Here is a 22,888-nt window from a genome sequence, read left to right as displayed (position 1 = left end):
AATACGTTTCCTGGTCAACTTAGCCTATGCTATCACGCAACGTTGTAGGTCTGCGCAGCGACTTGCCAAAAAGTTGCCAACAGCGGGTCTTTTAGACGCTGCTTCAGAGCACACAGCCCAACCGGCAGCACAGGCAAATCTGCCGGCCCGGCGATAAGCTCCACGCGGTCGCTCATACCGGCGCCGTCATGCACCAGTTTTGGTACCACGCCAACACCCAAACCTAGACTCACCATAGCCACTATGGCTTCATGGCCAGCCACTTGAGCGTAAACGTCGGGCTGCACCCCCAAACTGGCAAACCAAAGATCCAAGAGCTCTCTCGACACACCTCGCTCGGGTAGGATAAAGGGCACCTTGGACCAATCAACCTCTGGCTGGAGCACCAGCTGCCTAACGCCGCAGTCTCGGACTGGAATGCAGAGAACCAACGGTGACGCCATGAGTTCGATAAACGCTAACGATTGCGGCATGCGCTCCGGATACCCGCTGACAGCCAAGTCGTCAGAACGATTGAGCACACGAGCAATACCGTCCGCCTGATCACCAGTATGCAACATTAGATCCACGTGTTCGTAGCGCGACTGAAAGACCTCAATAACGGGTCCCATAACATTTAATGAGGCCGTAACCGAGCAGAACAAACTGAGCTCTCCGCGCAAATAATCGGGCGAACTTAGCAGCCTGCGCATCTCATCCCAACGTACCACTGATTCTTTAGCGAACTGTTCGAACTCTCTACCTGCTGGCGTCAAATGCATCGAGCGTCGATCTCTTTGCAATAGCGCGGTACCAACTTCTTCTTCTAAGCGGGCAATAGTGCGGCTAACAGCAGACACGCTCATATGATTTAACTCGGCTACCCGAGAAAAATTTAAGGTAGTCGCTACATTGATAAACACTGAAAGTGACTTTCGATCCATATTGCGAAATCCGCAAAACTGTATTGGTATTTTAGCGTTTTACGCAATTAAATAAATACTTTATCTTACATCTCCCAAATTTTTATCATGAAAGAGGACCCAGCGTGCGCAACAATTACTTCAATACCCTTCCCCTCCGCCTACAACTCGCCCAGCTGGGCAAGTGCCGCTTTATGGATTCGAGCGAATTCAGCGATGGCGTTGAAAAGCTCAAAGGCAAAAAGCTGGTGATCGTCGGCTGCGGCGCACAGGGCCTAAACCAAGGCTTAAACCTGCGCGACAGCGGCTTGGACGTCTCATACACATTGCGCGCTGAAGCGATCGCAGAAAAGCGTCAATCTTGGAAAAATGCCACCGATAATGGCTTCACTGTCGGCACCTATGAAGAGCTTATCCCAACCGCTGACATGGTGCTTAACCTCACGCCCGACAAGCAGCACTCTGCTGTTGTATCGCAAGTGATGCCTTTAATGAAACATGGTGCCTGCTTATCTTACTCGCACGGTTTCAACATCGTTGAAGAAGGCATGCAGATTCGCGAAGACATCACGGTAATCATGGTTGCACCAAAGTGTCCGGGCACCGAGGTCCGCGAAGAGTACAAGCGGGGATTCGGCGTACCCACACTCATCGCAGTCCACACCGAAAACGACCCTAATGGCGAGGGCTTAGAACTTGCAAAAGCCTACGCCGTAGGTACCGGCGGCCATCGAGCAGGTGTACTGCAGAGCTCGTTTATCGCCGAGGTCAAGTCAGACTTAATGGGTGAGCAAACTATCTTGTGCGGCATGCTCCAAACCGGTTCAATTTTGTGCTTTGACAAAATGGTAGAATCAGGCATCGACTCAGGCTACGCCTCTAAACTCATTCAATACGGCTGGGAGACTGTCACCGAAGGTTTGAAGCAAGGCGGCATCACCAACATGATGGATCGCCTGTCGAACCCCGCAAAATTGCGCGCTTTCTATCTAGCTGAAGAGCTAAAAGAGATCATGCGTCCACTTTACGAAAAACACCAAGACGACATTATTACTGGCGAGTTCTCGTCTACCATGATGGCTGATTGGGACAACGATGACGCCAACCTACTAAAATGGCGCGCAGCAACCGCTGAAACCGCCTTTGAAAAAGCCGAAAACACGACTCAAGAAATTTCTGAGCAAGAGTTTTATGACAAGGGCATCTTGATGGTAGCGATGGTAAAAGCCGGTGTTGAATTGGCATTTGAAACCATGGTGGCTGCCGGCATTATCGCCGAATCAGCGTACTATGAGTCACTTCACGAAACACCACTCATTGCAAACACCATTGCTCGCCGCAAGCTCTACGAGATGAATGTTGTGATTTCGGATACGGCAGAATACGGCTGCTACTTGTTCGACCACGCCTGCCGTCCGCTATTGGCTGACTTCATGAGCAAAATCACTATCGATGTGATTGGACAAGGTATCGGCAGCGACAATACGGTTGATAACCGTGAACTCATTGCTGCAAACGAAGCCATCCGCAATCACCCAGTAGAGGTAGTAGGTAAGAAACTACGCGGCTACATGACTGCCATGAAATCTCTAGCATAAGCTGAAAACTCAGCAGTCACTTGACGAAACCCGGCCTGTGCCGGGTTTTTTTCTGATTCGCCGCAAAAAACAGCGCCTGCGCTAAAGATTACCGGCGCGCCCGTACAAAGTGATGAGGCGTGAAAACAACAAACAAACGCGAAACCGGTCAAGTGGTCTTACCAAATTAAGTTTTTTACGCTACCATGCCGACTCAACGCCAAAGAGCATAACCATCGTGACTAAGAGTAAACTCACCATGAAAAACCTTGCCCAAATAGTCGGAGCCATCGGCTTAAGCGCCACGTTAATGGCCTGTAACTCTGCAAGCCAAGACCCGAAACCAACTTGGCGTGACACCACGCTAGCGCCCTCCGAGCGTGCAAACTTGTTGCTCGAGGCAATGACCCTAGAACAAAAACAGCAGCAGCTGGTGGGTAATGTACCCGAAATCGTTCCAGAACTTCCCCACTGCTATGGGGCTCGTCATGTTCGCGGTATCGCCGAACTGGGTATACCCACCCTGCGAATTACCAACGGCCCTGTGGGTATTGGTCAAAATGACTGCGTCGACGCGAATATCATCACCGAAAACAGTCCGTTTTGGGCGGCTTATACAGACCCGTCCTCAGCCAAAGCGACCGCCTTACCCTCGGCAATGGCAGTCGCCGCATCGTTTGACACAAATATGGCTGCACTCTTCGGACAAGTGATTGCCGACGAGGCAAAAGCGCTCGCTTTGCAAGTCTTCGAAGCACCCGGCGTTAACCTCGCAAGAAACCCGGTGCTAGGCCGTAATTTTGAATACAACGGAGAAGATCCCTATCTAGCCGGTAAAATCGCCACCGCGCAAATCAAAAAGATCCAATCAGAAGGTGTTATTGCCATGGCTAAGCACTACGCTGCCAACGAGCAAGAAACCAACCGAATGAACATCTCACAAACAGTCGCGCCACAAGTGTTGCACGAACTGTACCTCCTGCCTTTTGAAATGGCGGTCAAAGACGGTAAAGTCGCTTCGTTGATGTGCTCTTATAATGATGTCAACGGACATCAAATGTGTGAAAACGAAGTCTTATTGACCGGCGTCCTGCGCGATATGTGGGGTTTTGAAGGCTATGTTCAATCGGACTTTTTTGCCGTAAAAAGCACGGCTAAATCGATGAAGGCTGGGCTTGATCATCTGATGCCACAACCTCTGTTTTGGTCTCCCGAAAAACTCAATGCAGCGTTATCCAGCGGGGAGCTGGACATCAGCGACATCGACCTTGCTCTGAAGCGACGCTACACACAAATGTTCAAAATGGGCATCTTCGAGCGCCCTATTGTCCAAACGCCCATGGATATTGCCGGTGGCGGCGAGAAAGCTAGGATCATTGGCCAAAATTCTGTGGTACTGCTGCAAAATAACAGCACTCTGCCGTTCTCAACGTCAACTCAGCGCGTATTGGTGATCGGCAAAGCGTCACAAGTCTACGCTCAGCAAGCAGTCGCCGGCGGCGTGATGGTCGGAAAACCGATGGGCGCCGGTGGTGGCAGCTCAGATGTCGTACCGCACTATACGATTGCGCCCGTGGATGGCATCAAAAATGTACTCAAAGAACTGGGCAACCCCTCGGCCCAAGTCGAACTGGCCCTGATCGAAGACGACAACAGTAACCTGGCCCAGTATGCCCAAGCTATTCGCGGTGCAGACGCGATTGTCATTATGGTTGGCTCGATTTCTGAGGAAGGCGCTGATCGCGCAACGCTCAGCGATCAAACGGGTGTGGGTACGGTAGTGTCAATGGGCGATACCCTTGACTGGTACACGGATCATCCAAATCAAATTACCACCGTAGCTCGCACCGACGATAAACCACTTAATCCAGAACGCAACAGCAACACCATCGAAATGATCTCTAAGATACTAGGCATATCCGATGATGTTGCAACTAAGACCGCTTTAGTCATGAAAAACAACGCTGGCATCAGCCTGCCTAAAGCTGGCGATATTATCGGCGCAGCAGGACCCGCCATCGTGGAGGCTTGGTTCCCTGGGCAAGAGGATGGACACATTGTCGCCGACGTCTTGTGGGGCAAAGTCAATCCGTCCGCGAAAAGCCCCGTCACCTACCCTTACTCCGGCATGGGCTTCCTTGATGCAATTAAAGGGGACGCTCGATATTTCCCTGGTATCGAAGTTAGCGGTAAAGGGGCCGTAGAGTATTTAGAGGGTCTTAACATTGGTTATCGCTGGTATGACGCGAATATTAGCGGGCAGTGTGATGTGACGCCACACGGCACAAACTCTTGCGTCGCATTCCCTTTCGGTCACGGTTTGTCATACACCGAGTTTGAGATGTCCGAGCCCGAGCTCTCTGTCACTGACACAGGTATTGTGGTTCGCGTTAATGTCAAAAATATTGGCGCGCGCGCTGGTGCTCAAGTTGTTCAGGTTTACGCAGGTATTCCCTCTGAAGAACAACCACCCAAGCGCTTGGTTGCGTTTGATAAAGTGTCTTTAGAAGCGGGCGAAAGCCGCAATGTAGAAATCTCGATTAAATTCGATGCAAGCAGCCATCCATTTTCAACGTTTGATGTAGCTTCCAACCAATGGGTTATGCCTAAAGGTGAGCACCTGGTATACGTCGGCACCTCATCAAGCCCCGCCGACTTGCAAAGTCTTAGCTTTAACCACTAAGACCAACCAACCACAAAAAAGCCAGCTTACTGAAGTGACCCCCAATAGTTGGACATTCCAATTACTGGGGGTCTTTTTATGTCCAAACACAATAGAGCTTTTAAGTTAAAGCTCGCCAAACTTGCTCAATCTATCCCTTCCAGGGAGGTGGGCAAGCGCTATGGGGTAGCATCCAGCCTCGTTCGATACTGGTCGCAGGTATACAGCATAAATGGTGCTGATAGTTTTAAGCACCCACATCAACCGTATTCACTTAAATTTAAAGCCCACGTACTGACAACGATGACGGTGAATGGCTGGTCTCTAAGCTATACCAGTGCCCACTTTGATTTGTCGAGTCAGGGCATATTATTTCAATGGCACAAGCTTTATGCTCAGGAAGGACTATCTCGCCTCACTCCCCGGAAAAATAGCAGGCCTAACATGACTGAGCACTCTACAACGCTTAAACCCTCAGCAGAAATGACTGAAAAAGAACTCAGAGAGGAATTGGATTATTTGCGGGCGGAGAATGCAGTCTTAAAAAAGTTAGAAGCCTTGGCTCAGGCCAGAAAGAAAAAAGCAAAGAAAAGACCCTAGTGGTCGATGAGCTCAAGGCGCAATATGGCTTACAGAATTTGCTGAAGGCGACGCGGTTAGCTAAAAGCGTGTATTACTATCATCGTAATGCACTAAAAAAGCCGTGTAGCGACAGTGAATTAAAATCACAAATAACTAGCATCTACCATAAGCACAAAGGGCGGTATGGCTATCGAAGGATAACCTGCGCACTGAGGGCGATGGGGCTGGTCATCAACCATAAACGCGTGCAGCGCCTGATGGCGGTCTTAGGTCTCAAGTCGAAGGTAAGGCCGAAACGTTACAGGTCTTACAGGGGCGATGTAGGAAGCATCGCAGAGAACGTACTTAATCGTGATTTTACCGCACAAAGACCCAACCAAAAATGGGTTACTGATGTGACGGAATTCAAAGTGAATAACCAGAAGGTTTATTTATCGCCGGTGATTGACTTGTTCAACCAGGAGGTAGTGAGCTACGAGGTGCGTAAGTCTCTCGCATTACCCTTGGTAACCGATATGCTGAGACGTGCAACACGCAAGCTGGAGGCACATGAAAAACCAATTGTTCATTCTGACCAAGGGTGGCAGTACCAAAATAGGCTGTATAAGCGTCACCTTGACGAGAACGGCTTAAAACAGAGCATGTCGAGAAAAGGCAATTGTTTAGACAATGCCGTTGCAGAGAACTTCTTCGGCATATTAAAAAGCGAAATGTATCACGGTGAGGTCTTCAACAGCGCAGACGAACTGATTGAAAGCATTAAGGAATACATCGACTATTACAACAACGAACGCATTAAGCTGAAACTAAAAGGCCTGAGTCCGATACAATATCGAAATCAGGCCTTGGTCGCCGCTTAGAAATGAGTCCAACTTTATGGGGTCACTTCATACGCTGGCTTTTTTGTACCCGTGAATTTAGGGGTTATGGTTATAGACGCAGAACTTTCTCACCGCGCGAAATACCAACGACCCCAGAGCGCACCACCTCGAGGATCGAGCCATCTTCGAGCGCCGCCAAAAACGCATCTAACTTCTCTGCGGCACCCGTCAACTGAATGGTGAAGACCTGTGGACCCACATCCACAATCTGCCCTCTGAAGATCTCAGTAATGCGGCGAATTTCATCTCGGACAACACCCTCTGCTCGTACTTTGACCAGCATAAGATCTCGCTCGACGTGGGTGCCCTCGCTTAGGTCAACGAGTTTCACCACATCCACCAGCTTATTCAATTGTTTGGTGATTTGTTCAATCACGCGGTCGTCGCCTATCGTAGTAACCGTCAGACGCGAGAGCGTGGGGTCCTCAGTAGCGGCCACATTCAAGGTGTCAATGTTGTAACCCCGCTGTGAGAACAATCCGACAACACGAGATAAAGCACCGGGTTCGTTTTCCATCAGAATTGAAATGATACGACGCATTACGAAGTCCTCTCGTGTTTGTTGATCCACATATCCTTCATGGCGCCGTTGGGTGCAATGTGCATCGGATATACGTGCTCGGTTGGATCAATAAAAATATCCAAGAATACGAGCTTGTCTTTCATGGCAAAAGCCTTCTCCATCGCCGCATCCAAGTCCTCGAGTTTGGTCACTTGCATTCCAACATGGCCGTAGGCCTCGACCAACTTCACGAAGTCTGGGAGTGAATCTTCGTAGGTGCTCATGGCATGCCGGCCCTCATACTGCATGTCTTGCCATTGCTTTACCATGCCCAGATAGTTGTTACGCAAATTAACAATCTTAATGGGCGTGTTATATTGCGTACAGGTTGACAGCTCTTGAATATTCATCTGAATCGAGCCTTCACCAGTAACACAAGCGACATCGGCATCAGGGTGCGCCAGCTTAACCCCCATGGCCGCAGGCAAACCAAAGCCCATGGTTCCCAAACCGCCAGAGTTAATCCAGCGGTGCGGCTTGTCGAATTTATAGTACTGCGCGGCGAACATTTGGTGTTGCCCCACGTCACTGGTGATGTAAGCATCGCCCTTGGTCACGCGATACAAGCTCTGAATAACCTGCTGCGGCATAATGTGCTCGCCACCCGTGGCGAAACGGTCCCCTGTCCACAGACCGTGTTTAGCACGCCACTCGTCAATTTGACTCCACCAGCGCCCTAAAGCCTGAGCATCGGGCAGACTCTTGTCTTTTTTGCGCAAGCTTTTCACCTGCGTCAGCATGTCTGCGAGCACGGTCTGTACCGGCCCCACGATGGGCACATCTGCATTCACGGTCTTAGAAATTGACGTGGGATCGATATCAATATGGATGATCTTCGCCCCGGGACAAAACTTACTCACCGTATTGGTTACGCGATCGTCAAAGCGCGCGCCCACGGCCAAAATAACGTCGGAGTGATGCATTGCCATGTTGGCTTCGTAGAAGCCATGCATACCGAGCATACCCAAAAATTGACGATCGCTACCGGGGTAGGCGCCAAGGCCCATCAACGTATTCGTGACGGGGAAGTTAAGTTCTCGCGCAAGCTCAGTCAGAAGCTCGCTCGCACCCCCCAAGATGACGCCACCACCCGAGTAAATGACGGGCCGCTTGGCACTAAGCAATAACTTAGCCGCTTTTTTAATTTGTCCTGCATGCCCACGCTGAATCGGCGAATACGAGCGCATATCAACGCTGTCCGGATATTTAAACGGGAACTTCTCGTCAGGCTTGGTCATATCCTTGGGAATATCAATGACGACGGGGCCAGGGCGACCACTGGTCGCAATGTGAAATGCCTTTTTGATGATCAGCGGCAACTCTTCGGCATGTCGCACTTGAAAGCTGTGCTTTACGATCGGGCGCGAAATACCCAGCATATCTGTTTCTTGGAAAGCATCTTCACCGATCAAGTGGCTCATTACCTGACCCGAGAATACCACCATGGGGATCGAGTCCATGTACGCGGTAGCAATTCCAGTTACCGCATTAGTCGCGCCAGGTCCTGAGGTCACCAATACAACACCAGGCTTTCCGGTGGCACGCGCATAGGCGTCGGCTGCGTGAGTGGCTGCCTGTTCGTGACGAACCAACACGTGCGGGACTTTACAGTCTTTGTACAAGGCATCGTAGATGTGGAGTACGGCTCCACCGGGGTAGCCAAAAATATATTCGACATTTTCGAGCTCAAGGGCTCGGGCGATCATCTCGCCACCTGACAGCATTTCCACTGCGCAACTCCTCGTTTTGCGTCGGACATAACCGACACATCTTTAAAAACAATGGAGTATGAGAGACTGGTCCACACCCCATCCTGTGCGCCCACACGAAGACGAGATGCATTTCCTTGGCGATGCCACTCCTGTAATGGAGTGAACCCGTTTAGTTCGCCTGCGGAGTAACGCAGTTCAAGCCACAGCTTTCGCTGTCTGTACGGGGCTACTGATGCTGTGCTGAGATTATTCCTTACAGCAACAAGGACGATGCACGGTACGTACAGCGCCTTTTCATCAGCGGCGCAATTGTTAGCCTAGATGCCTCCAAAGTCAACCGCTATGGATCAAGTTTTAACAATTGCGCGCATCCGACAGTTGCAGTAGTGTTATGCATGTAACGAACAGAGCCGAATAAAATGCTTAAGACAAGATCACTCAACGTGCTAGGTTTACTTCTTCTTTCCGCCACACAGTGGGCGTGGAGTACACCTGTTTACGTGTGGAAAGCCGATGACGGTAGTTTCGTTCATAGCGATCGTCCGCCGGCTGCGGGCATTAGCTTTAAAATCCAAAATGCTGAAACAGGTACAGAGCAACGCTCTCGTTTTGAAGCTGATATAGAAACTACTGCAGTGGCCACGCCCAACAAAAACATGCAGGGCGTTGACCTAGACGCCTCATACTGCCAGCGAGCGCAGTCCAATCTAAAGACCTTAGACAGCTTTAATCAAATTCGAACGCGAGACGATGACGGCAATTATCGCTACCTAACCGTAGAAGAAAAAGAAGAGCAACGACAACAGGCGATGCTCTTAATCGACCAATATTGCGAGTGAGTCGTTGATTAACTAAAGCTCACCTGGTCGTCTGCAAAGTCGGCGGAAATAGTATCTCCCGCGCCGAACTGCCCCGCCAGCAGAGCGTGAGCTAGCGGGTTCTCCAGCTGTTGCTGAATAGCTCGCTTCAACGGCCTAGCCCCGTAAACCGGATCGAAACCCGCTGTAGCCAGATGATCCAGCAACGCGACAGATACCTCTAACTGAATATCCTGAGCTTGTAAGCGTGCACGAAGCCCACTCAACTGGATTTCGGCAATCCCGCGAATTTGCGCTTGCGCCAAAGGATGGAAAACCACGGATTCATCCACTCGGTTGATAAACTCGGGACGAAAATGATTGCCCACGATGGCCATTACCGCTTGTTTCATCGCAGCGTAATTTTCCTCACCCGCCATTTCTTGAATGACATCTGAACCTAAATTAGAGGTCATTACGACCACGGTATTACGAAAATCCACGGTCCGACCTTGACCGTCGGTTAAGCGACCATCCTCGAGAACCTGTAACAAAATGTTGAAGACATCGGGATGCGCTTTCTCGACTTCATCAAGCAGCAAGAGCGAGTATGGTCGGCGACGAACGGCTTCGGTCAAATAACCCCCTTGTTCGTATCCCACATAACCAGGAGGTGCCCCGATAAGGCGGGCAACCGAATGCTTCTCCATAAATTCAGACATATCGATTCGCACCATCGCCTGCTCACTATCAAACAAGAAATTAGCGAGAGATTTGCAGAGCTCAGTTTTACCCACACCGGTGGGACCTAAAAATAAGAATGAGCCATTGGGTCGATTCGGATCCGACAAACCGGCTCGAGCTCGCCGCACCGCATCCGACACAGCGCGAACAGCTTCATCTTGCCCTACCACGCGATCGTGCAGGGCATCTTCCATTCTCAGTAACTTATCTCGATCGCCCTCTAGCATTTTGGCCACAGGAATACCGGTCCAACGCGAGACTACCTCCGCAACTTCCTCATCGGTAACATTATTGCGCAACAGCTGCCGCTCAGTTTGCTCGCTCTGCTCTGCTTGTGTTAACAGCTTTTCAAGCTCAGGGAGTTTGCCGTACTGCAACTCGGACATTCGGCTCAAATCCCCAGCGCGGCGAGCACTCTCCAACTCGAGTTTAGCCTGCTCTATATCACTCTTGATCTGGGCAGCACCCTGCAATGCTGCTTTCTCTGCCTTCCAAATTTCTTCTAGATCAGAGTACTCACGCCCTACTTGATCAATATCTTTATTCAATTGTTCGAGTTGTTTCTTGGCACCTGCATCGGTGTCACGCTTCACCGCCTCTCGCTCAATTTTTAATTGAATCAATCGCCGTTCAAGTTTATCCATCGACTCCGGTTTAGAGTCGATTTCCATACGAATACGACTGGCGGCCTCGTCAATTAAATCGATGGCTTTGTCGGGCAGCTGTCGGTCAGTGATATAACGCTGCGAAAGCTTAGCCGCCGCTATGATTGCACTATCGGTAATTTGAACGCTGTGATGCACCTCGTAGCGCTCTTTAAGACCTCGAAGAATAGCAATCGTATCTTGCTCGGAGGGCTCATTGACAAGTACTTTCTGAAACCGACGTTCCAAAGCGGCGTCTTTTTCGATGTACTGCCGATACTCGTCGAGCGTGGTTGCACCAACACAGTGTAATTCGCCGCGAGCCAAGGCTGGCTTTAACATGTTTCCAGCATCCATTGAGCCCTCGGCTTTGCCCGCACCAACCATCGTGTGCAGCTCGTCAACAAATAAAATGACCCGCCCTTCTTCCTTAGATAATTCATTGAGAACCGATTTCAAACGTTCTTCGAAATCTCCGCGGAACTTAGCGCCCGCCAACAAGGCACCCAAATCTAAAGATAATAGGCGCTTGTCTTTGAGCCCCTCAGGCACTTCGCCATTAACAATACGCTGCGCTAGACCCTCGACGATGGCGGTTTTACCCACGCCAGGCTCCCCGATCAATACCGGGTTATTTTTAGTGCGACGCTGCAGCACTTGAATGGTTCGGCGAATTTCATCATCACGTCCAATGACGGGATCTAACTTGCCAGCTTCCGCGCGCTCGGTGAGATCGATCGTATATTTTTCTAATGCTTGGCGAGATTCTTCCGCTTCGGGCTGATTGACGTTCTCGCCTCCCCTGACTTCGTTGATCGCAGACTCCAAGGCCGCTTTGGTTAGCCCCGCCGCTTCGAATACTTTTTTGACCGCCGTTTGTACTTCCAATGCTGCTAGCAGCACCATCTCGCTAGAAATGTAAGCATCGTTGCGTTTTTGCGCCAACTTATCGCTGGTGTTGAGCAACCGTGCCAATTCATTCGACATATGCACATCGCCAGTGGCATTCGCAACCGTCGGCAGTTGCTCGAATTGCTTTGTTAGCTCGCTAGTCAAGGACGCGAGGTTGGCGCCCGCTTTCTGCAACAGAGGCCGAGTTGAACCACCTCTCTGGTCAACGAGTGCCTTGATAAGATGCACGGGTTCGATCACGCTGTGGTCTTTGCCTACCGCTAAAGACTGCGCATCCGCGATTGCTCCTTGCAGCTGATTTGTAAGTTTATCCATTCTCATAACTATCTCCTTTTGACGACGCTCGGCGTCAATCACTGTTGGTATAGATATGGGGACGAAATAACCCTATTTCAAGTAAGGTCTTTTTTTGCAACGCCGCACAGTATTCGATGGGGACTCGCGTCGCGGCGATAAGAATGTAAGTTAGGTTCGCACATCGTGCAGAGCTCACTGACAACCAGCTGCTCAACACCCAAATGACGCAGCTGAGTGACCGCCAACTGCTTAAGGTCAAGTCGATATTTACCCATCTCACTCGAATCGGCCTTAATGTGGGGGCGAATATCGATGTTCTCAAACATTGGAGCGTGTTCAAAGGCTCGCACGACATCATGCCCCACCTGAAAACACGAATAACAGATCGCAGGGCCGATCCAAACGATCAACGCTTGTGCCTCACAGGAAAAGCCGTTTACCCAGTTTGTGAGAACACCACCCGCAAGCCCACGCCAACCCGCGTGAGCGACCCCCACCTCAGTGCCGTCAGAGGCACAGGCGACGACGGGCAAGCAATCGGCTGTCATGACACCAAACGCGCCAGAAAGGGCGCTGATGCAGGCGTCGGTATCGGCGAGTTCGGTGCCTAGCCTGTGGACTTGAGTGCAATGATTACCGTGCACTTGTCGCATGCGAGTTATGGTCTCAACCCGCAATTCAGCCGCTAACTCAGCGACACCCTTTTGCCCTGCATCGCTCCAATCAAATGACCTGAGCTCAGCACCAACACAGCCCCCAGCCCACCAGAATTGCACGCCCTCAGGTAAATTCTCGGCCAGTGGAAACTGTGTCTCAAGGGAGCTAAGAGACATCGTATTGCTCAAGTGTTTCCAATAACTGTTGCATATCGTCCGGTATCGGCGCGTCAAAGCTCATCCACTCATCCGATATGGGATGAAAGAACGCCAATGCTTTAGCATGCAAAGCCTGCCGAGGAAATTCGCGAATGGCATTGACCAATTCGGGCGCACTGTTACCCGGCACACGTGCACGCCCCCCGTACACGCTGTCGCCTACCAATGGATGTTTTTTGTGTGCCATGTGGACGCGAATCTGATGCGTTCTGCCTGTTTCCAGCTTTAAATGCAGCTCTGTGAAATGCTTAAAGCGCTGCCCAAGACTGTAATGTGTCCGTGCGGGTTTCCCGCTTGCGACCACCGCCATTTTTTGCCGCATGGTGGGATGTCGGCCAATGGGCGCATCCACAACACCCCCTCCAGTCATAGAGCCATGGGCGATTGCGATGTACTGCCGAGAAACCTCACGTTGCTGAAGCGCCTCGACCAAAGCTGTGTGTGACTGCAGCGTCTTAGCAACCACCATCAATCCCGACGTATCTTTATCTAAGCGATGCACTACACCAGCGCGAGGGACTTGCTCTAAGCTGGCATCGTGTGCCAACAAGGCGTTTACGAGAGTGCCGTCCCAATTGCCTGCGGCAGGATGCACTACCAAACCCACGGGTTTGTTCACCACAATCACATCTTCATCCTCGTAGACAATGTCCATAGGAATCGCTTGCGGCTGCCAGTGCACCGCGGGTTCTAGATCCGCGCTTAAGGTCAGCACAGAGTCGACGTCGACACTCTGTTTCGGCTTCGCCGTGTTGCCATCTACCAACAGGGCGCCAGATTTGATCCATTCTTGCAGCTTGCCACGCGAAAACTCGGGCCATAAGGCCGCGGCCACTTGATCGAGACGCTTGCGATGTAACTCGATTGGGACTATTCCGCTTCGCTGTATAACTTCTTTCATGCGGTACCTGTTTATGTAGTGGCCGGCATGTGGTTAAATGCCGCTTTACCAAAACCGAGAGTTTACCACTTTGATGACGCTTAAAAACTCACGCCTAAGGATCTTTTTGGCATCCTGCATACTTTTGTTGGGTGCTTGTGCGAGTAACGACGAACTCGACAGCCAAGCCAACGCTGCAGAGCAGCAGATATACTCGGAAGCGCAAAAGTATCTCCGCTCAAAAAACTACGACATGGCCATCAAAGCGTTGCAACAACTCGAGTCTCGCTACCCTTTCGGGAAATATGCAGAGCAAGCGCAACTTGAGATCATTTATGCTCACTATGGCGCCTATGAGCCAGAGGCCGCGATTGAAGCCGCAAATCGTTTTATCCGACTGCACCCACAGCATCCAAGTATTGATTACGCCTTCTACATGAAGGGCTTGGCCGCATACTCGGGCAACTCCAATATCTTTTCGCGATTTCTTCCCACATCAGAATCATCTCGCGACACCAAACATATCGAAGAAGCGTTCACAGAGTTCGCACAATTACTTGCTCGATTCCCTGAATCTGAATATGGCGCAGACGCGCGTGCCCGCATGGTGCATCTAAGAAATTTGTTAGCGCGTCATGAAATTGATGTGGCCAACTACTACTTCCGCCGCGGTGCCTATTTAGCCGCGGTAAACCGTGGGCGCTATGTGATTGAAAATTACCAAGGCAGCACAGCAATGGCTGATGCGCTCGCCGTTATGGCACATGGTTACTTACTGCTAGATATGCCTGAGTTAGCGCAAACGTCAATTGATACCCTAAAGGTCAATTACCCTGACCACCCCAGCCTATCGGACAGCGGTGAGTTCGACGTCGCTCAGGTCGATGAGGCTGACCAATCGTGGATTAATAAAGTTAGCCTAGGCTTATTCGATCCGCCACAACCGCCTCAGTTCAACTACGAACCCTGAGGATCGATAGCGAGGTTATACGCCTGGCTTCCATTTAGACGTGATCGGGTAACGTCGGTCGCGTCCAAAACCCCGCCGAGTTAAACGCACGCCAATCGGCGCCTGCCGTCGCTTGTACTCGTTCAAATCGATTAACCGTACGGCCCGATGCACATCGGCCTCGGCAAAACCTTTATCGATGATATTTTGCGCGCTGCAATCTTGCTCTACATACAAATCGATAATCTGATCGAGTACCTCATAGGGTGGCAGGGAATCTTCATCTTTCTGGTCAGGCGCCAATTCCGCAGAGGGTGGTCTCGTTATGACTCGCTCGGGAATGCAGGGACCCAAGCTGTTTCGATACCAACACAAGGCAAACACCAAGGTTTTGGGCACATCTTTTAGCACATCAAAGCCACCCGCCATATCACCGTACAAAGTCGAATAACCTACTGCTATTTCGCTTTTGTTGCCCGTGGTAAGCACCAGTTTGCCGGTCTTGTTCGAAATAGACATTAAGACCACGCCGCGTGCGCGAGCCTGCAGGTTTTCTTCCGTCGTATCAGGCTTTCGACCCTCGAATTCTTCTTCTAGGGCGCTCATAAAGGCATTATAGATTGGCTCGATGGGGATGACCGAGTAGTTCACCCCCATACGATTGGCCTGCTCAGCTGCATCCTCTAAACTCATCTGAGACGTATACTTAAACGGCATCATTACGGCCTGTACGCGATCCGCGCCCAACGCAGCTTCAGCAACCGCGAGCGTCAACGCTGAATCGACACCGCCAGACAAACCCAGCACCACGCCGGGAAATCCATTTTTGTTGACGTAGTCGCGAACGCCCACAACCAGTGCTTGCCAGACTTCTTGCAAGTCGGTGAGCGCAAAACCCGCCAGTTGATCCGTCACCGCTTGCTCTGAGACGTCTGCAGGCCCAAAAGGGTATGTCACCATCTCACAGGCATCATCAAACCTAGGTAGCTGCTTAATCACCTGACCTTGCGAATTCATCACAAAAGAGCCGCCGTCAAAAACGAGCTCGTCTTGTCCTCCCACTTGGTTGACATACACAACAGGAATACCCGTTTCGGCCACGCGTTCAGCGACAATACTCAAACGTTCGTTCTGCTTGCAGCGATGGAAGGGGGACGCATTCAAATTAAGGATGAGTTCTGCGCCGGCAGTCTTAGCCGCTAAGGCTGGCTCTGGTGCCCAGATATCCTCGCAAATACTCAGACCCACCTGCACCCCGTGAATCGCTACCACACAGGGCTCTGTGCCAGGCTCAAAATACCGCTTCTCATCAAATACTTGATAGTTTGGCAAGCACCATTTGTGATACTCGCCAATTAAGGCTCCCTGGTGAATTACGCCAGCGGCGTTGTATAACACACCGTCAATACGACGCGGATAACCAACGATAACATAGGCTGTCGTCACCACGTCGCACAGCTGGCTGAGCGCGACCTGAACACGCGGCTCAATACTTGGGCGCAACAACAAGTCTTCAGGTGGGTATCCCGTCAGCGTGAGCTCTGGAAAAACAATAACGGGGCGAGAAAACTCGCTCTGCGCGCGCTCTACGATGCTTTTGCACAGCGCGAGATTACCTTCAAAATCGCCCACATGGGTATTGCACTGAGCCAACACCAATTGCATCGCTTCTGTCACCGCTAAACGCCTCGCCGCTAAAAGAACGCGAGTATAGGCAATTCAGCCAGAGAGTGCACCCATCTCTACCAGCATCGGGAAGGATCCGTTCCGCTTGCGATCTTCGCACCGGTTCGACTTAAACTCAAGGTCGCACATGAGGTGTCGTTAACCTGCGAATTTAGTGGCTTCGCCTCAAAACCATCCCATTGAGCGCTGTCAGCCACCAAAACGATCTGGTAAATGGCATCGGCTTCAGCACTCGTATCAGCGTTAGCATTCACATAAAAGGGATCTGGCAGTCCAAGCTCCTCTAGAGTCATCGCGTACGCTTTATTGTTAACGAAATATTGGGCTTGACGCGCCGCTGTGTCGGTCAAAATCCCCTGAGCAATCAGACGATGACTTCGAAGTACAGAGCTTTGATAACTCGGCACGGCAATGGTCGCCAAGATCCCAACGATCACAATAACCATCATTAGTTCAATCAACGAAAATCCAGAAATTTGCGATGACCGCGCTGTACGCGCTCTAAAGCCTTGATTACAAATCATCTAATCCTAGCTCCCGGAAGTAAGCTCGCCATAAAAAACGGCCCTCTAAGTCTCTGATATCCCCACCAGGCACCAAAATACCGTAGCGACCCTCAACGGCGATGGGGGTAATACCCGCGGGTATACCTGGTGAATCGAGTATCGTGTAACGATCATTCAGAGTAATCGTTTCAGAATCACCCTGCAGATTTAGCACCGGTGACCCATTGGCGAACGCAACCGCGTACAAACGCCCACTGCCGACCCCGGGAGCACACTGTCCCTCAACTGACTCGCCCTCGGGAAGATACGTCGTAAAAAAACTGACGCCCTCTGCTGTTATAGGGCTCGCCAAGCCTTTTTCACCCAACTGGCCTAAAGACAGCTTCCACCCATAAGGTAAATCACCCGGCTCACAATCGGCATCTTCCAGAGCGCCGCAAATTGCCGTGATATCCAGCAAATCCTCATGAGTGACACTATCGCTTCGCGAATCGCCGTCGCCCGAGCTTACGAGCGTATCTTTAATCATGTAGACAAAATCATTTACCGCTGCACCTCTGGGATTGGCTCGATCTCCGCTACTGATCACCACGCCAATATAGGAACGACTGCTTTCGACTGTCGCCCCCTCGGCATCCACTCCAGTGATATCTTCTTTGGCGAAAACGACGTCTGGCGCGTGAAAGAAACGTCGATCCGACGCGCCGGCACCACCAAGCTCCGCCAACAAACTTGCACTCCACGCGGTGCCGTCCTCAGGGAAATCCAAGCGCCATACGTTACCGCCTGTATCGCCAACGTAGGCAATGTCCGTCACGCCGTTTAGATCGACGTCGGCAACGGTGACATTCGAGGCAACACTGTGCTCAATACTGACCGAACGGCTAGCAGACCAAAGCAGAGCGCCGGTCTGAGCATCGACCACGTAAACATCGTTGCCGATGTCATCGGTGGTCCTACTATTTCGAACGTCTTTACCAATACGAGACTGATAATCAGCTGACCACCCGCCATGATAGCCAGCGCCAAAAATAAGCACTGGGCGCAAGCGACCCGCCATGCGCACTTGGGTCACAAGGGGTTTTGAAAACGTCAGACCCATGCGTTCAAAGCCGGCAGTGTCAGGGGTTATCGACCACATAAGGTGAGGAGCTGCGTCGGGGTCGCTAACATCCAAGGCGTAGACCGCCTTACCGCCTCGTCGCAAACCAAAAAAGATAATGGCCTTGTCACCCTCCCCCGCTAAATTACCATCGTTGATGCCCCCTTGAATACTGCCATCACGATTGCGATCAATTAACAATGAGCTGACTTCCGCATCTACTCCGTAGGGGTGATAACCCGGTGCGGGCTGCGTATTGCTGGCCAAGTAATACTGCGCTGCCAATACCTCTTGTGGCATAAAGGCCCAAACTTCATGACCCGATTGGGTACCGTTAGCCTCAGTGTTTTTCACCTGACGCAACCACCCGTCGTTACTACCAAAGAACAGTCTGATATTTGGATTTGCCAAACTATAACCACCACCCGCTCCGTCAGAATCACCGTAATTCATAGGTAAGGGCTTAGAGTGCAATACGTCACCCATCAACCACTCTCTGGGTTCTTCCGTGTCTGACAACTGAGCATCGAGATCCGTCAACCCTCGCATCCAAGCGATCATATCCATTGCCACTTGAGTTTCAGAACCGGCAAATTGACCAGAGCTATGCGTTAACAGTGCCGAGGCCAAACCACTCGCGAGACTGGTATCCAGGTCGACCAATTCAGACGTATCGGAGGGGTTCTGAACGTACAAATTTCGCGTGCATTCTGCGCCTAAACTATTCGTCGGTGCAGGGGTGCACTCGTTAAACGAAGTCCCAGGCAACTGCTGCCCGGCGCCACCTCGCTTTACCGAGTGACCATCGCGGCCAGATATTTCATCCAAGTCTGGATCAGCGGTGACGACATCAGCCAAGCTAGCGTCGGTCCAGTAAGTGAGGGCCGAATTCACAATACGCCCGTCAGTGGCATCAAAGGCTCGCTGACTGTTCACATCTTGAATTTCGGGCACAAGAACAGCGTCACCATTGGCATTGGTCGTGCTCCGACGTCCAATTTTCAATTTCTTGATGTTCCCCGGCCAACGCGCGCCTTCCTCGACCTGAAACAGCGCCAAAAATACATTGTCGTAAGTTTCTGCGCGATTGAACACGTTCACGGGAACCGAGGCGGCGACCAATGTCGAGCTTTCAGTGATAATAGAATTAAAAATCGCGGCAAAAGCGGCAGTAATATCGGCGCCAGATCCTAGTGACAGCGCGTTGTCAGTACCCCCAGCGCGAGCCCACTCATCCTGCGTCCGATTGGTAGTATCCGAGATAAAATATGAGGTAACCGACTGATCACCCTCCACCACAGGCAGTGTACCCGAGTAGTCTTCACCGGCATTGGGAGCAACATCAATAGCCTTGAGAGCCGCAATGATGTCAGTTTCGTCCCGAGCATCGGATAATCCAAGCCCCAAGGGTCGCAAAGCTGTGATGGCATCGTCAGAATCATCGCCTGCCGTCGTTGTCCCAAATAAGGTATTGACCATGAACACTCTCGAGCATGCCCAATCATCCGAACTACCCTGCTCGAAAGGGGACTGGTAATCCAGCGTCGAAGCACCACCGACAGCAGACCAAGCACCGGTATCTGGCGCCAAGAGAGTATTCCAAGGCTCTGCTATGTCATTGCTCGCCGCGCCCATGGGACTGCGAGCATCACCACTGTTAAAATCATCGTAACTCAGGTAGCCGTTGTACACGCTTTGACCCGTGATGTAGCGATAAAACTCGAAGTAAATTTCTTTAAGCTGATAGGGATGACCAGACCAAGTCCCCTTGCTTCCGAAACTCGAACTGGGTTGTGGAATGCGACCCAATCGTGCGAAGAAATCATCGCGCTCGGTTGTGTCGGTCACATCGAAGAAGCCCTTTAATACATAGGCGCCATTACTGCAACCGGGCCCCGTGCCCGCGGGGATTTCGTCGGGACCCGAGGCACCGTTGCCGGTACAGGTATCGTCATGTGAAACCATTAAACCAATTCGAATACCGCTGTCTGTTACGACATCGCTAGTCAGAACAACGCGAATAGCTGCACGTAAGACATCAAAAAGACTCACGCGCAATCCCATAGACAACCATTGACTGGTCAAGTCAGGCAACATCGCAAAATGCGTCAAATCGACGATACCGTCGCCGCCCTCTGTAAACGAGCCATCGGAATTTCGCGTCATTAAATCTAACTGCTGATACAGCTCATCACCCAGATTTCCAGCACAGCTGGCGCTGGCTGCAGATGAGCACTCGGTAGAGCCTAAGTTAGAACGAAGATCCAGGGTTAGCATCACCATGGGCTTGGCAGAGCCACCGAACGCGGAGTAGTAGATCTCGACATCGTCGGCCGATACGTTAACCGCAAGCCCCAAACCGACAAAAGCGCAAAGCTGGCGCATGAACCAGTGTAATCTATTCATCAATTATGACCTCGCCAGCTTCGGGAAGGACTCGTATCAAACCTTGCACTAACTGTGTGCGTCCACGGTTAGTGGCCGTGCGGTCGATATCGACAACAATTTCGTGTCTGGCCAGCTTAAACCGAGCGGCGCTGCCTGCGCGTGTCGCATCCACAAACGGCAAGGGCACCTCTTCTGGGCCTACGCGGCGGACGTAGTAGCTCACGCTGGCGTCGTCAGGCACAACGCCCAAATCGCTCAAATCGATGGTGCTTTCGTTGCAGGCAATATTCGCAGGGCTTAGCGCGTCAGAGACAGGACAAACGGTATATCCTATATCTCCCAACACGGGCGCTGAACCGGAGTTCTCGACAATCGCTTCAACAATCGCCAACGCTTCATGGGTCGACGCAAGTTTCGCTTCATCGTTGCCTGACATTTGGACCTGCAACAAGCTATTCTCTGACACCGTCGTTGCTAACAATCCCAATAGAAGCAATAAAATCATCGAGACGATTAGCACCGCACCTCGCTGAGACCTCGGTTTTTCTGGGCCACGTCTAATATTATGGTTAGGCTTGTTTTTGTTCATAATCCCACCGCATCCATGTTCCGAAGCAACACGGTCGATCCGAACATCGAGCGCCGGATTCGGTCGTTACACGAATTATCATCCGCAGATGGCGTGAAGGTCACGCTCCCCAGCTCATAACTTTTATCGTCAATATAGCGGGAATCCGTCTGATCTGACCTTGCTAGCACCGTTAGACGCGTACTAATGGCATTTTTTAACTGCGCGGGCGTGGGTTGTTCTGTAAACGTATCGACAACCAGATCATCATCGGTGTCTAAGCCATACACCAAATTCATGCGTTCCACACCTTCCACCAAACATTGGGTTGGCGCCAAACCTGAACCCGATTGATTGAGACGAAGTCGACACAACTCGACCGTTTCGAAAGTGTCGTTGGCGCACCGCTCAGAATTCCGAACTCTCACATAAAGCAACTGAGGCATGTATTCCCATAGGTCAGTCTCGGCCCAGATGTCGGCACTCGCTTCATCATTGGCCAAATTTGAGGCGGTGCCAGTATTCAAGGCGAACATTTCGTTGTACCGAACAACCGATAAATACGTCGCTGTCGCATTCACAGATGCTTGTTCCGCGCCCTGAATCACTGTCGGACTGTCTTTGACCCGCCGGACGACAATCACATCACTATCTCGCATGAGGGTCTCGCTGTCCGAGAAGCAATCGGTGGGCAATGACCGTCCAGTAACAGAACCGTTACCCTCAGTCTCTAACCCTTGTTCCGTCACATTGTTAAAGTGCGATAAGCCCTCTGCGACATTCAGTAAAAAGTGATAACAATTGCTACTTGGGGTCAGTTCAGCACCATTTAATAGGGTTTGCTCGACTTCGATGAGTTCGGGTTGCTGCACGCCGCCGACAAATCCAGCCAGTCCAAGCTCTCGACTTAAAAAACGCAAACTGTAGCGCCCCACCTCTTGAACGTATGCAGCTTGCTCATCTTGCACGTAAGATTGTCGCGAATTCAAAAATAAGGTGGCTCCGGCCAGCATTAGGGCCGCCCCAATAGCGAGCGATACCATCAGCTCGACCAGCGTTAAACCATGGTTACTGCCCATCTTATGCGTCATTACCGCGTACCTGCCACGAAACTCTCAAATGACAATAACTGGCGCTTTAACCCCAAGATTGCACCACAGGTATTTGCGCCGGTGTATCCCAAATCTCGAAAACCTTCCCAAGCAATGGTGACCTGAACTCGACCTGCTTGCCCACCAAAATCGGTAACCACGCAACCATAAGGAAGATATAAGCCACCGACCTGACGCGTCTGGTCATCGGCCATACGGGTTTCATCAGCGCCGTCTAGTGCCTGCTCCCATTCCCACAAATCTCGTGTAGCAACATCCTCTGGAGCACATGCGACTAAACGACAGTCGGCGGGTTCAGTGGCAGCACTCGAGCGCCCAACCTCAGCTCCATTATAGTTCGCAAACCCCTTAGGATTAGCGCGAATTCGCTCCAGCATGTCAGACGCAAGCGATGCCGCCTTAGTGCGCTGCAACGCTTCTTGAGCGACGCGTTTGGCATTGATCTGCACATTAGATAATCCGATGACGCCCACAGACAAAATCAACAGCGAAATTAAAATTTCGATCAAGGCCACGCCCGTTATTCTGTGAGTGCGCACGGTGTTCATAA

The 22,888-nt window shown here is 51.2% G+C and carries 18 protein-coding genes; 6 read left to right on the top strand and 12 right to left on the bottom strand.

The genetic code is table 11. From position 1 onward, the window contains the following. Positions 1-32: 32 nt before the first annotated feature. The gene (ilvY, locus tag EYZ66_RS04795; protein ID WP_009574474.1) at positions 33-923 is read right to left on the bottom strand and encodes an HTH-type transcriptional activator IlvY; all 891 of its coding nucleotides are present in this window, start codon (positions 921-923) and stop codon (positions 33-35) included. Positions 924-1,027: 104 nt separating this feature from the next. Between ilvY and ilvC the strand changes: the two genes are divergently transcribed. The 4 genes from ilvC (at position 1,028) to EYZ66_RS04775 (ending at position 6,583) form a co-directional block, all read left to right on the top strand. Continuing rightward, complete coding sequence (ilvC, locus tag EYZ66_RS04790; RefSeq protein ID WP_040815765.1) at positions 1,028-2,500, top strand: ketol-acid reductoisomerase; 1,473 nt, start codon at positions 1,028-1,030, stop codon at positions 2,498-2,500. Between the two features lie 217 nt (positions 2,501-2,717). Next, positions 2,718-5,162, top strand: coding sequence for a beta-glucosidase family protein (locus EYZ66_RS04785; protein WP_235714616.1), 2,445 nt, complete (start codon positions 2,718-2,720; stop codon positions 5,160-5,162). A gap of 78 nt (positions 5,163-5,240) precedes the next feature. Further along, positions 5,241-5,741 (top strand): transposase, encoded by a 501-nt coding sequence (locus EYZ66_RS04780; RefSeq protein ID WP_040817814.1) that lies wholly within the window; start codon positions 5,241-5,243, stop codon positions 5,739-5,741. Then, positions 5,741-6,583, top strand: a complete 843-nt coding sequence (locus EYZ66_RS04775; RefSeq protein ID WP_009577128.1) for an IS3 family transposase — start codon at positions 5,741-5,743, stop codon at positions 6,581-6,583. The genes EYZ66_RS04780 and EYZ66_RS04775 overlap by 1 nt, the downstream gene beginning before the upstream one ends. 70 nt (positions 6,584-6,653) lie before the next feature. Here EYZ66_RS04775 and ilvN read toward each other — a convergent pair whose 3' ends face one another. Together ilvN and EYZ66_RS04765 are read right to left on the bottom strand one after the other, a co-directional pair. Then, positions 6,654-7,145, bottom strand: a complete 492-nt coding sequence (gene ilvN, locus EYZ66_RS04770) for an acetolactate synthase small subunit (protein ID WP_009575653.1) — start codon at positions 7,143-7,145, stop codon at positions 6,654-6,656. Continuing rightward, the gene (locus EYZ66_RS04765) at positions 7,145-8,896 is read right to left on the bottom strand and encodes an acetolactate synthase 3 large subunit (RefSeq protein WP_009575652.1); all 1,752 of its coding nucleotides are present in this window, start codon (positions 8,894-8,896) and stop codon (positions 7,145-7,147) included. The genes ilvN and EYZ66_RS04765 overlap by 1 nt, the downstream gene beginning before the upstream one ends. A gap of 401 nt (positions 8,897-9,297) precedes the next feature. Between EYZ66_RS04765 and EYZ66_RS04760 the strand changes: the two genes are divergently transcribed. Beyond that, positions 9,298-9,717, top strand: a complete 420-nt coding sequence (locus tag EYZ66_RS04760; protein WP_139042565.1) for a hypothetical protein — start codon at positions 9,298-9,300, stop codon at positions 9,715-9,717. Between the two features lie 8 nt (positions 9,718-9,725). Here EYZ66_RS04760 and clpB read toward each other — a convergent pair whose 3' ends face one another. From clpB to rluD, 3 genes are all read right to left on the bottom strand, one after another. After that, positions 9,726-12,296: an ATP-dependent chaperone ClpB gene (gene clpB, locus EYZ66_RS04755; protein WP_009575650.1), complete on the bottom strand. Its 2,571-nt coding sequence runs from the start codon at positions 12,294-12,296 to the stop codon at positions 9,726-9,728. Between the two features lie 71 nt (positions 12,297-12,367). After that, a complete protein-coding gene (gene pgeF, locus EYZ66_RS04750; protein WP_009575649.1) occupies positions 12,368-13,105 on the bottom strand; it encodes a peptidoglycan editing factor PgeF in 738 nt (245 codons plus the stop codon). After that, entirely contained in the window at positions 13,095-14,048 is a 954-nt protein-coding gene (rluD, locus tag EYZ66_RS04745) for a 23S rRNA pseudouridine(1911/1915/1917) synthase RluD (RefSeq protein WP_009575648.1), read from the bottom strand. The genes pgeF and rluD overlap by 11 nt, the downstream gene beginning before the upstream one ends. A 106-nt stretch (positions 14,049-14,154) precedes the next feature. Between rluD and EYZ66_RS04740 the strand changes: the two genes are divergently transcribed. Then, positions 14,155-14,997 carry an outer membrane protein assembly factor BamD gene (locus EYZ66_RS04740; protein WP_235714724.1) on the top strand — a complete coding sequence of 281 codons (843 nt, stop codon included), beginning with the start codon at positions 14,155-14,157 and terminating at the stop codon, positions 14,995-14,997. A gap of 15 nt (positions 14,998-15,012) precedes the next feature. Here the strand turns inward: EYZ66_RS04740 and EYZ66_RS04735 are convergent, their stop codons facing one another. The 6 genes from EYZ66_RS04735 to pilV all read right to left on the bottom strand — a co-directional run bounded on the left by EYZ66_RS04735 (position 15,013) and on the right by pilV (position 22,886). Continuing rightward, positions 15,013-16,641 (bottom strand): NAD+ synthase, encoded by a 1,629-nt coding sequence (locus tag EYZ66_RS04735; RefSeq protein ID WP_040816539.1) that lies wholly within the window; start codon positions 16,639-16,641, stop codon positions 15,013-15,015. 77 nt (positions 16,642-16,718) lie between these two features. Next, positions 16,719-17,186: a type IV pilin protein gene (locus EYZ66_RS14350; protein ID WP_050793403.1), complete on the bottom strand. Its 468-nt coding sequence runs from the start codon at positions 17,184-17,186 to the stop codon at positions 16,719-16,721. After that, a complete protein-coding gene (locus EYZ66_RS04725) occupies positions 17,176-20,676 on the bottom strand; it encodes a pilus assembly protein (RefSeq protein WP_040816529.1) in 3,501 nt (1,166 codons plus the stop codon). Before EYZ66_RS04725 ends, EYZ66_RS14350 begins: the two co-directional genes overlap by 11 nt. After that, positions 20,669-21,247 (bottom strand): PilX N-terminal domain-containing pilus assembly protein, encoded by a 579-nt coding sequence (locus EYZ66_RS04720; protein ID WP_040816527.1) that lies wholly within the window; start codon positions 21,245-21,247, stop codon positions 20,669-20,671. Before EYZ66_RS04720 ends, EYZ66_RS04725 begins: the two co-directional genes overlap by 8 nt. Next, entirely contained in the window at positions 21,244-22,317 is a 1,074-nt protein-coding gene (locus EYZ66_RS04715; protein WP_009575639.1) for a PilW family protein, read from the bottom strand. The genes EYZ66_RS04720 and EYZ66_RS04715 overlap by 4 nt, the downstream gene beginning before the upstream one ends. Continuing rightward, positions 22,317-22,886, bottom strand: coding sequence for a type IV pilus modification protein PilV (pilV, locus tag EYZ66_RS04710; protein WP_040816525.1), 570 nt, complete (start codon positions 22,884-22,886; stop codon positions 22,317-22,319). Before pilV ends, EYZ66_RS04715 begins: the two co-directional genes overlap by 1 nt. Between the last annotated feature and the right edge of the window lie 2 nt (positions 22,887-22,888).

It is taken from the genome of Aequoribacter fuscus, from assembly GCF_009910365.1.
Classification (GTDB): domain Bacteria; phylum Pseudomonadota; class Gammaproteobacteria; order Pseudomonadales; family Halieaceae; genus Aequoribacter; species Aequoribacter fuscus.
This window is presented reverse-complemented; position numbering and strand designations above follow the sequence as displayed.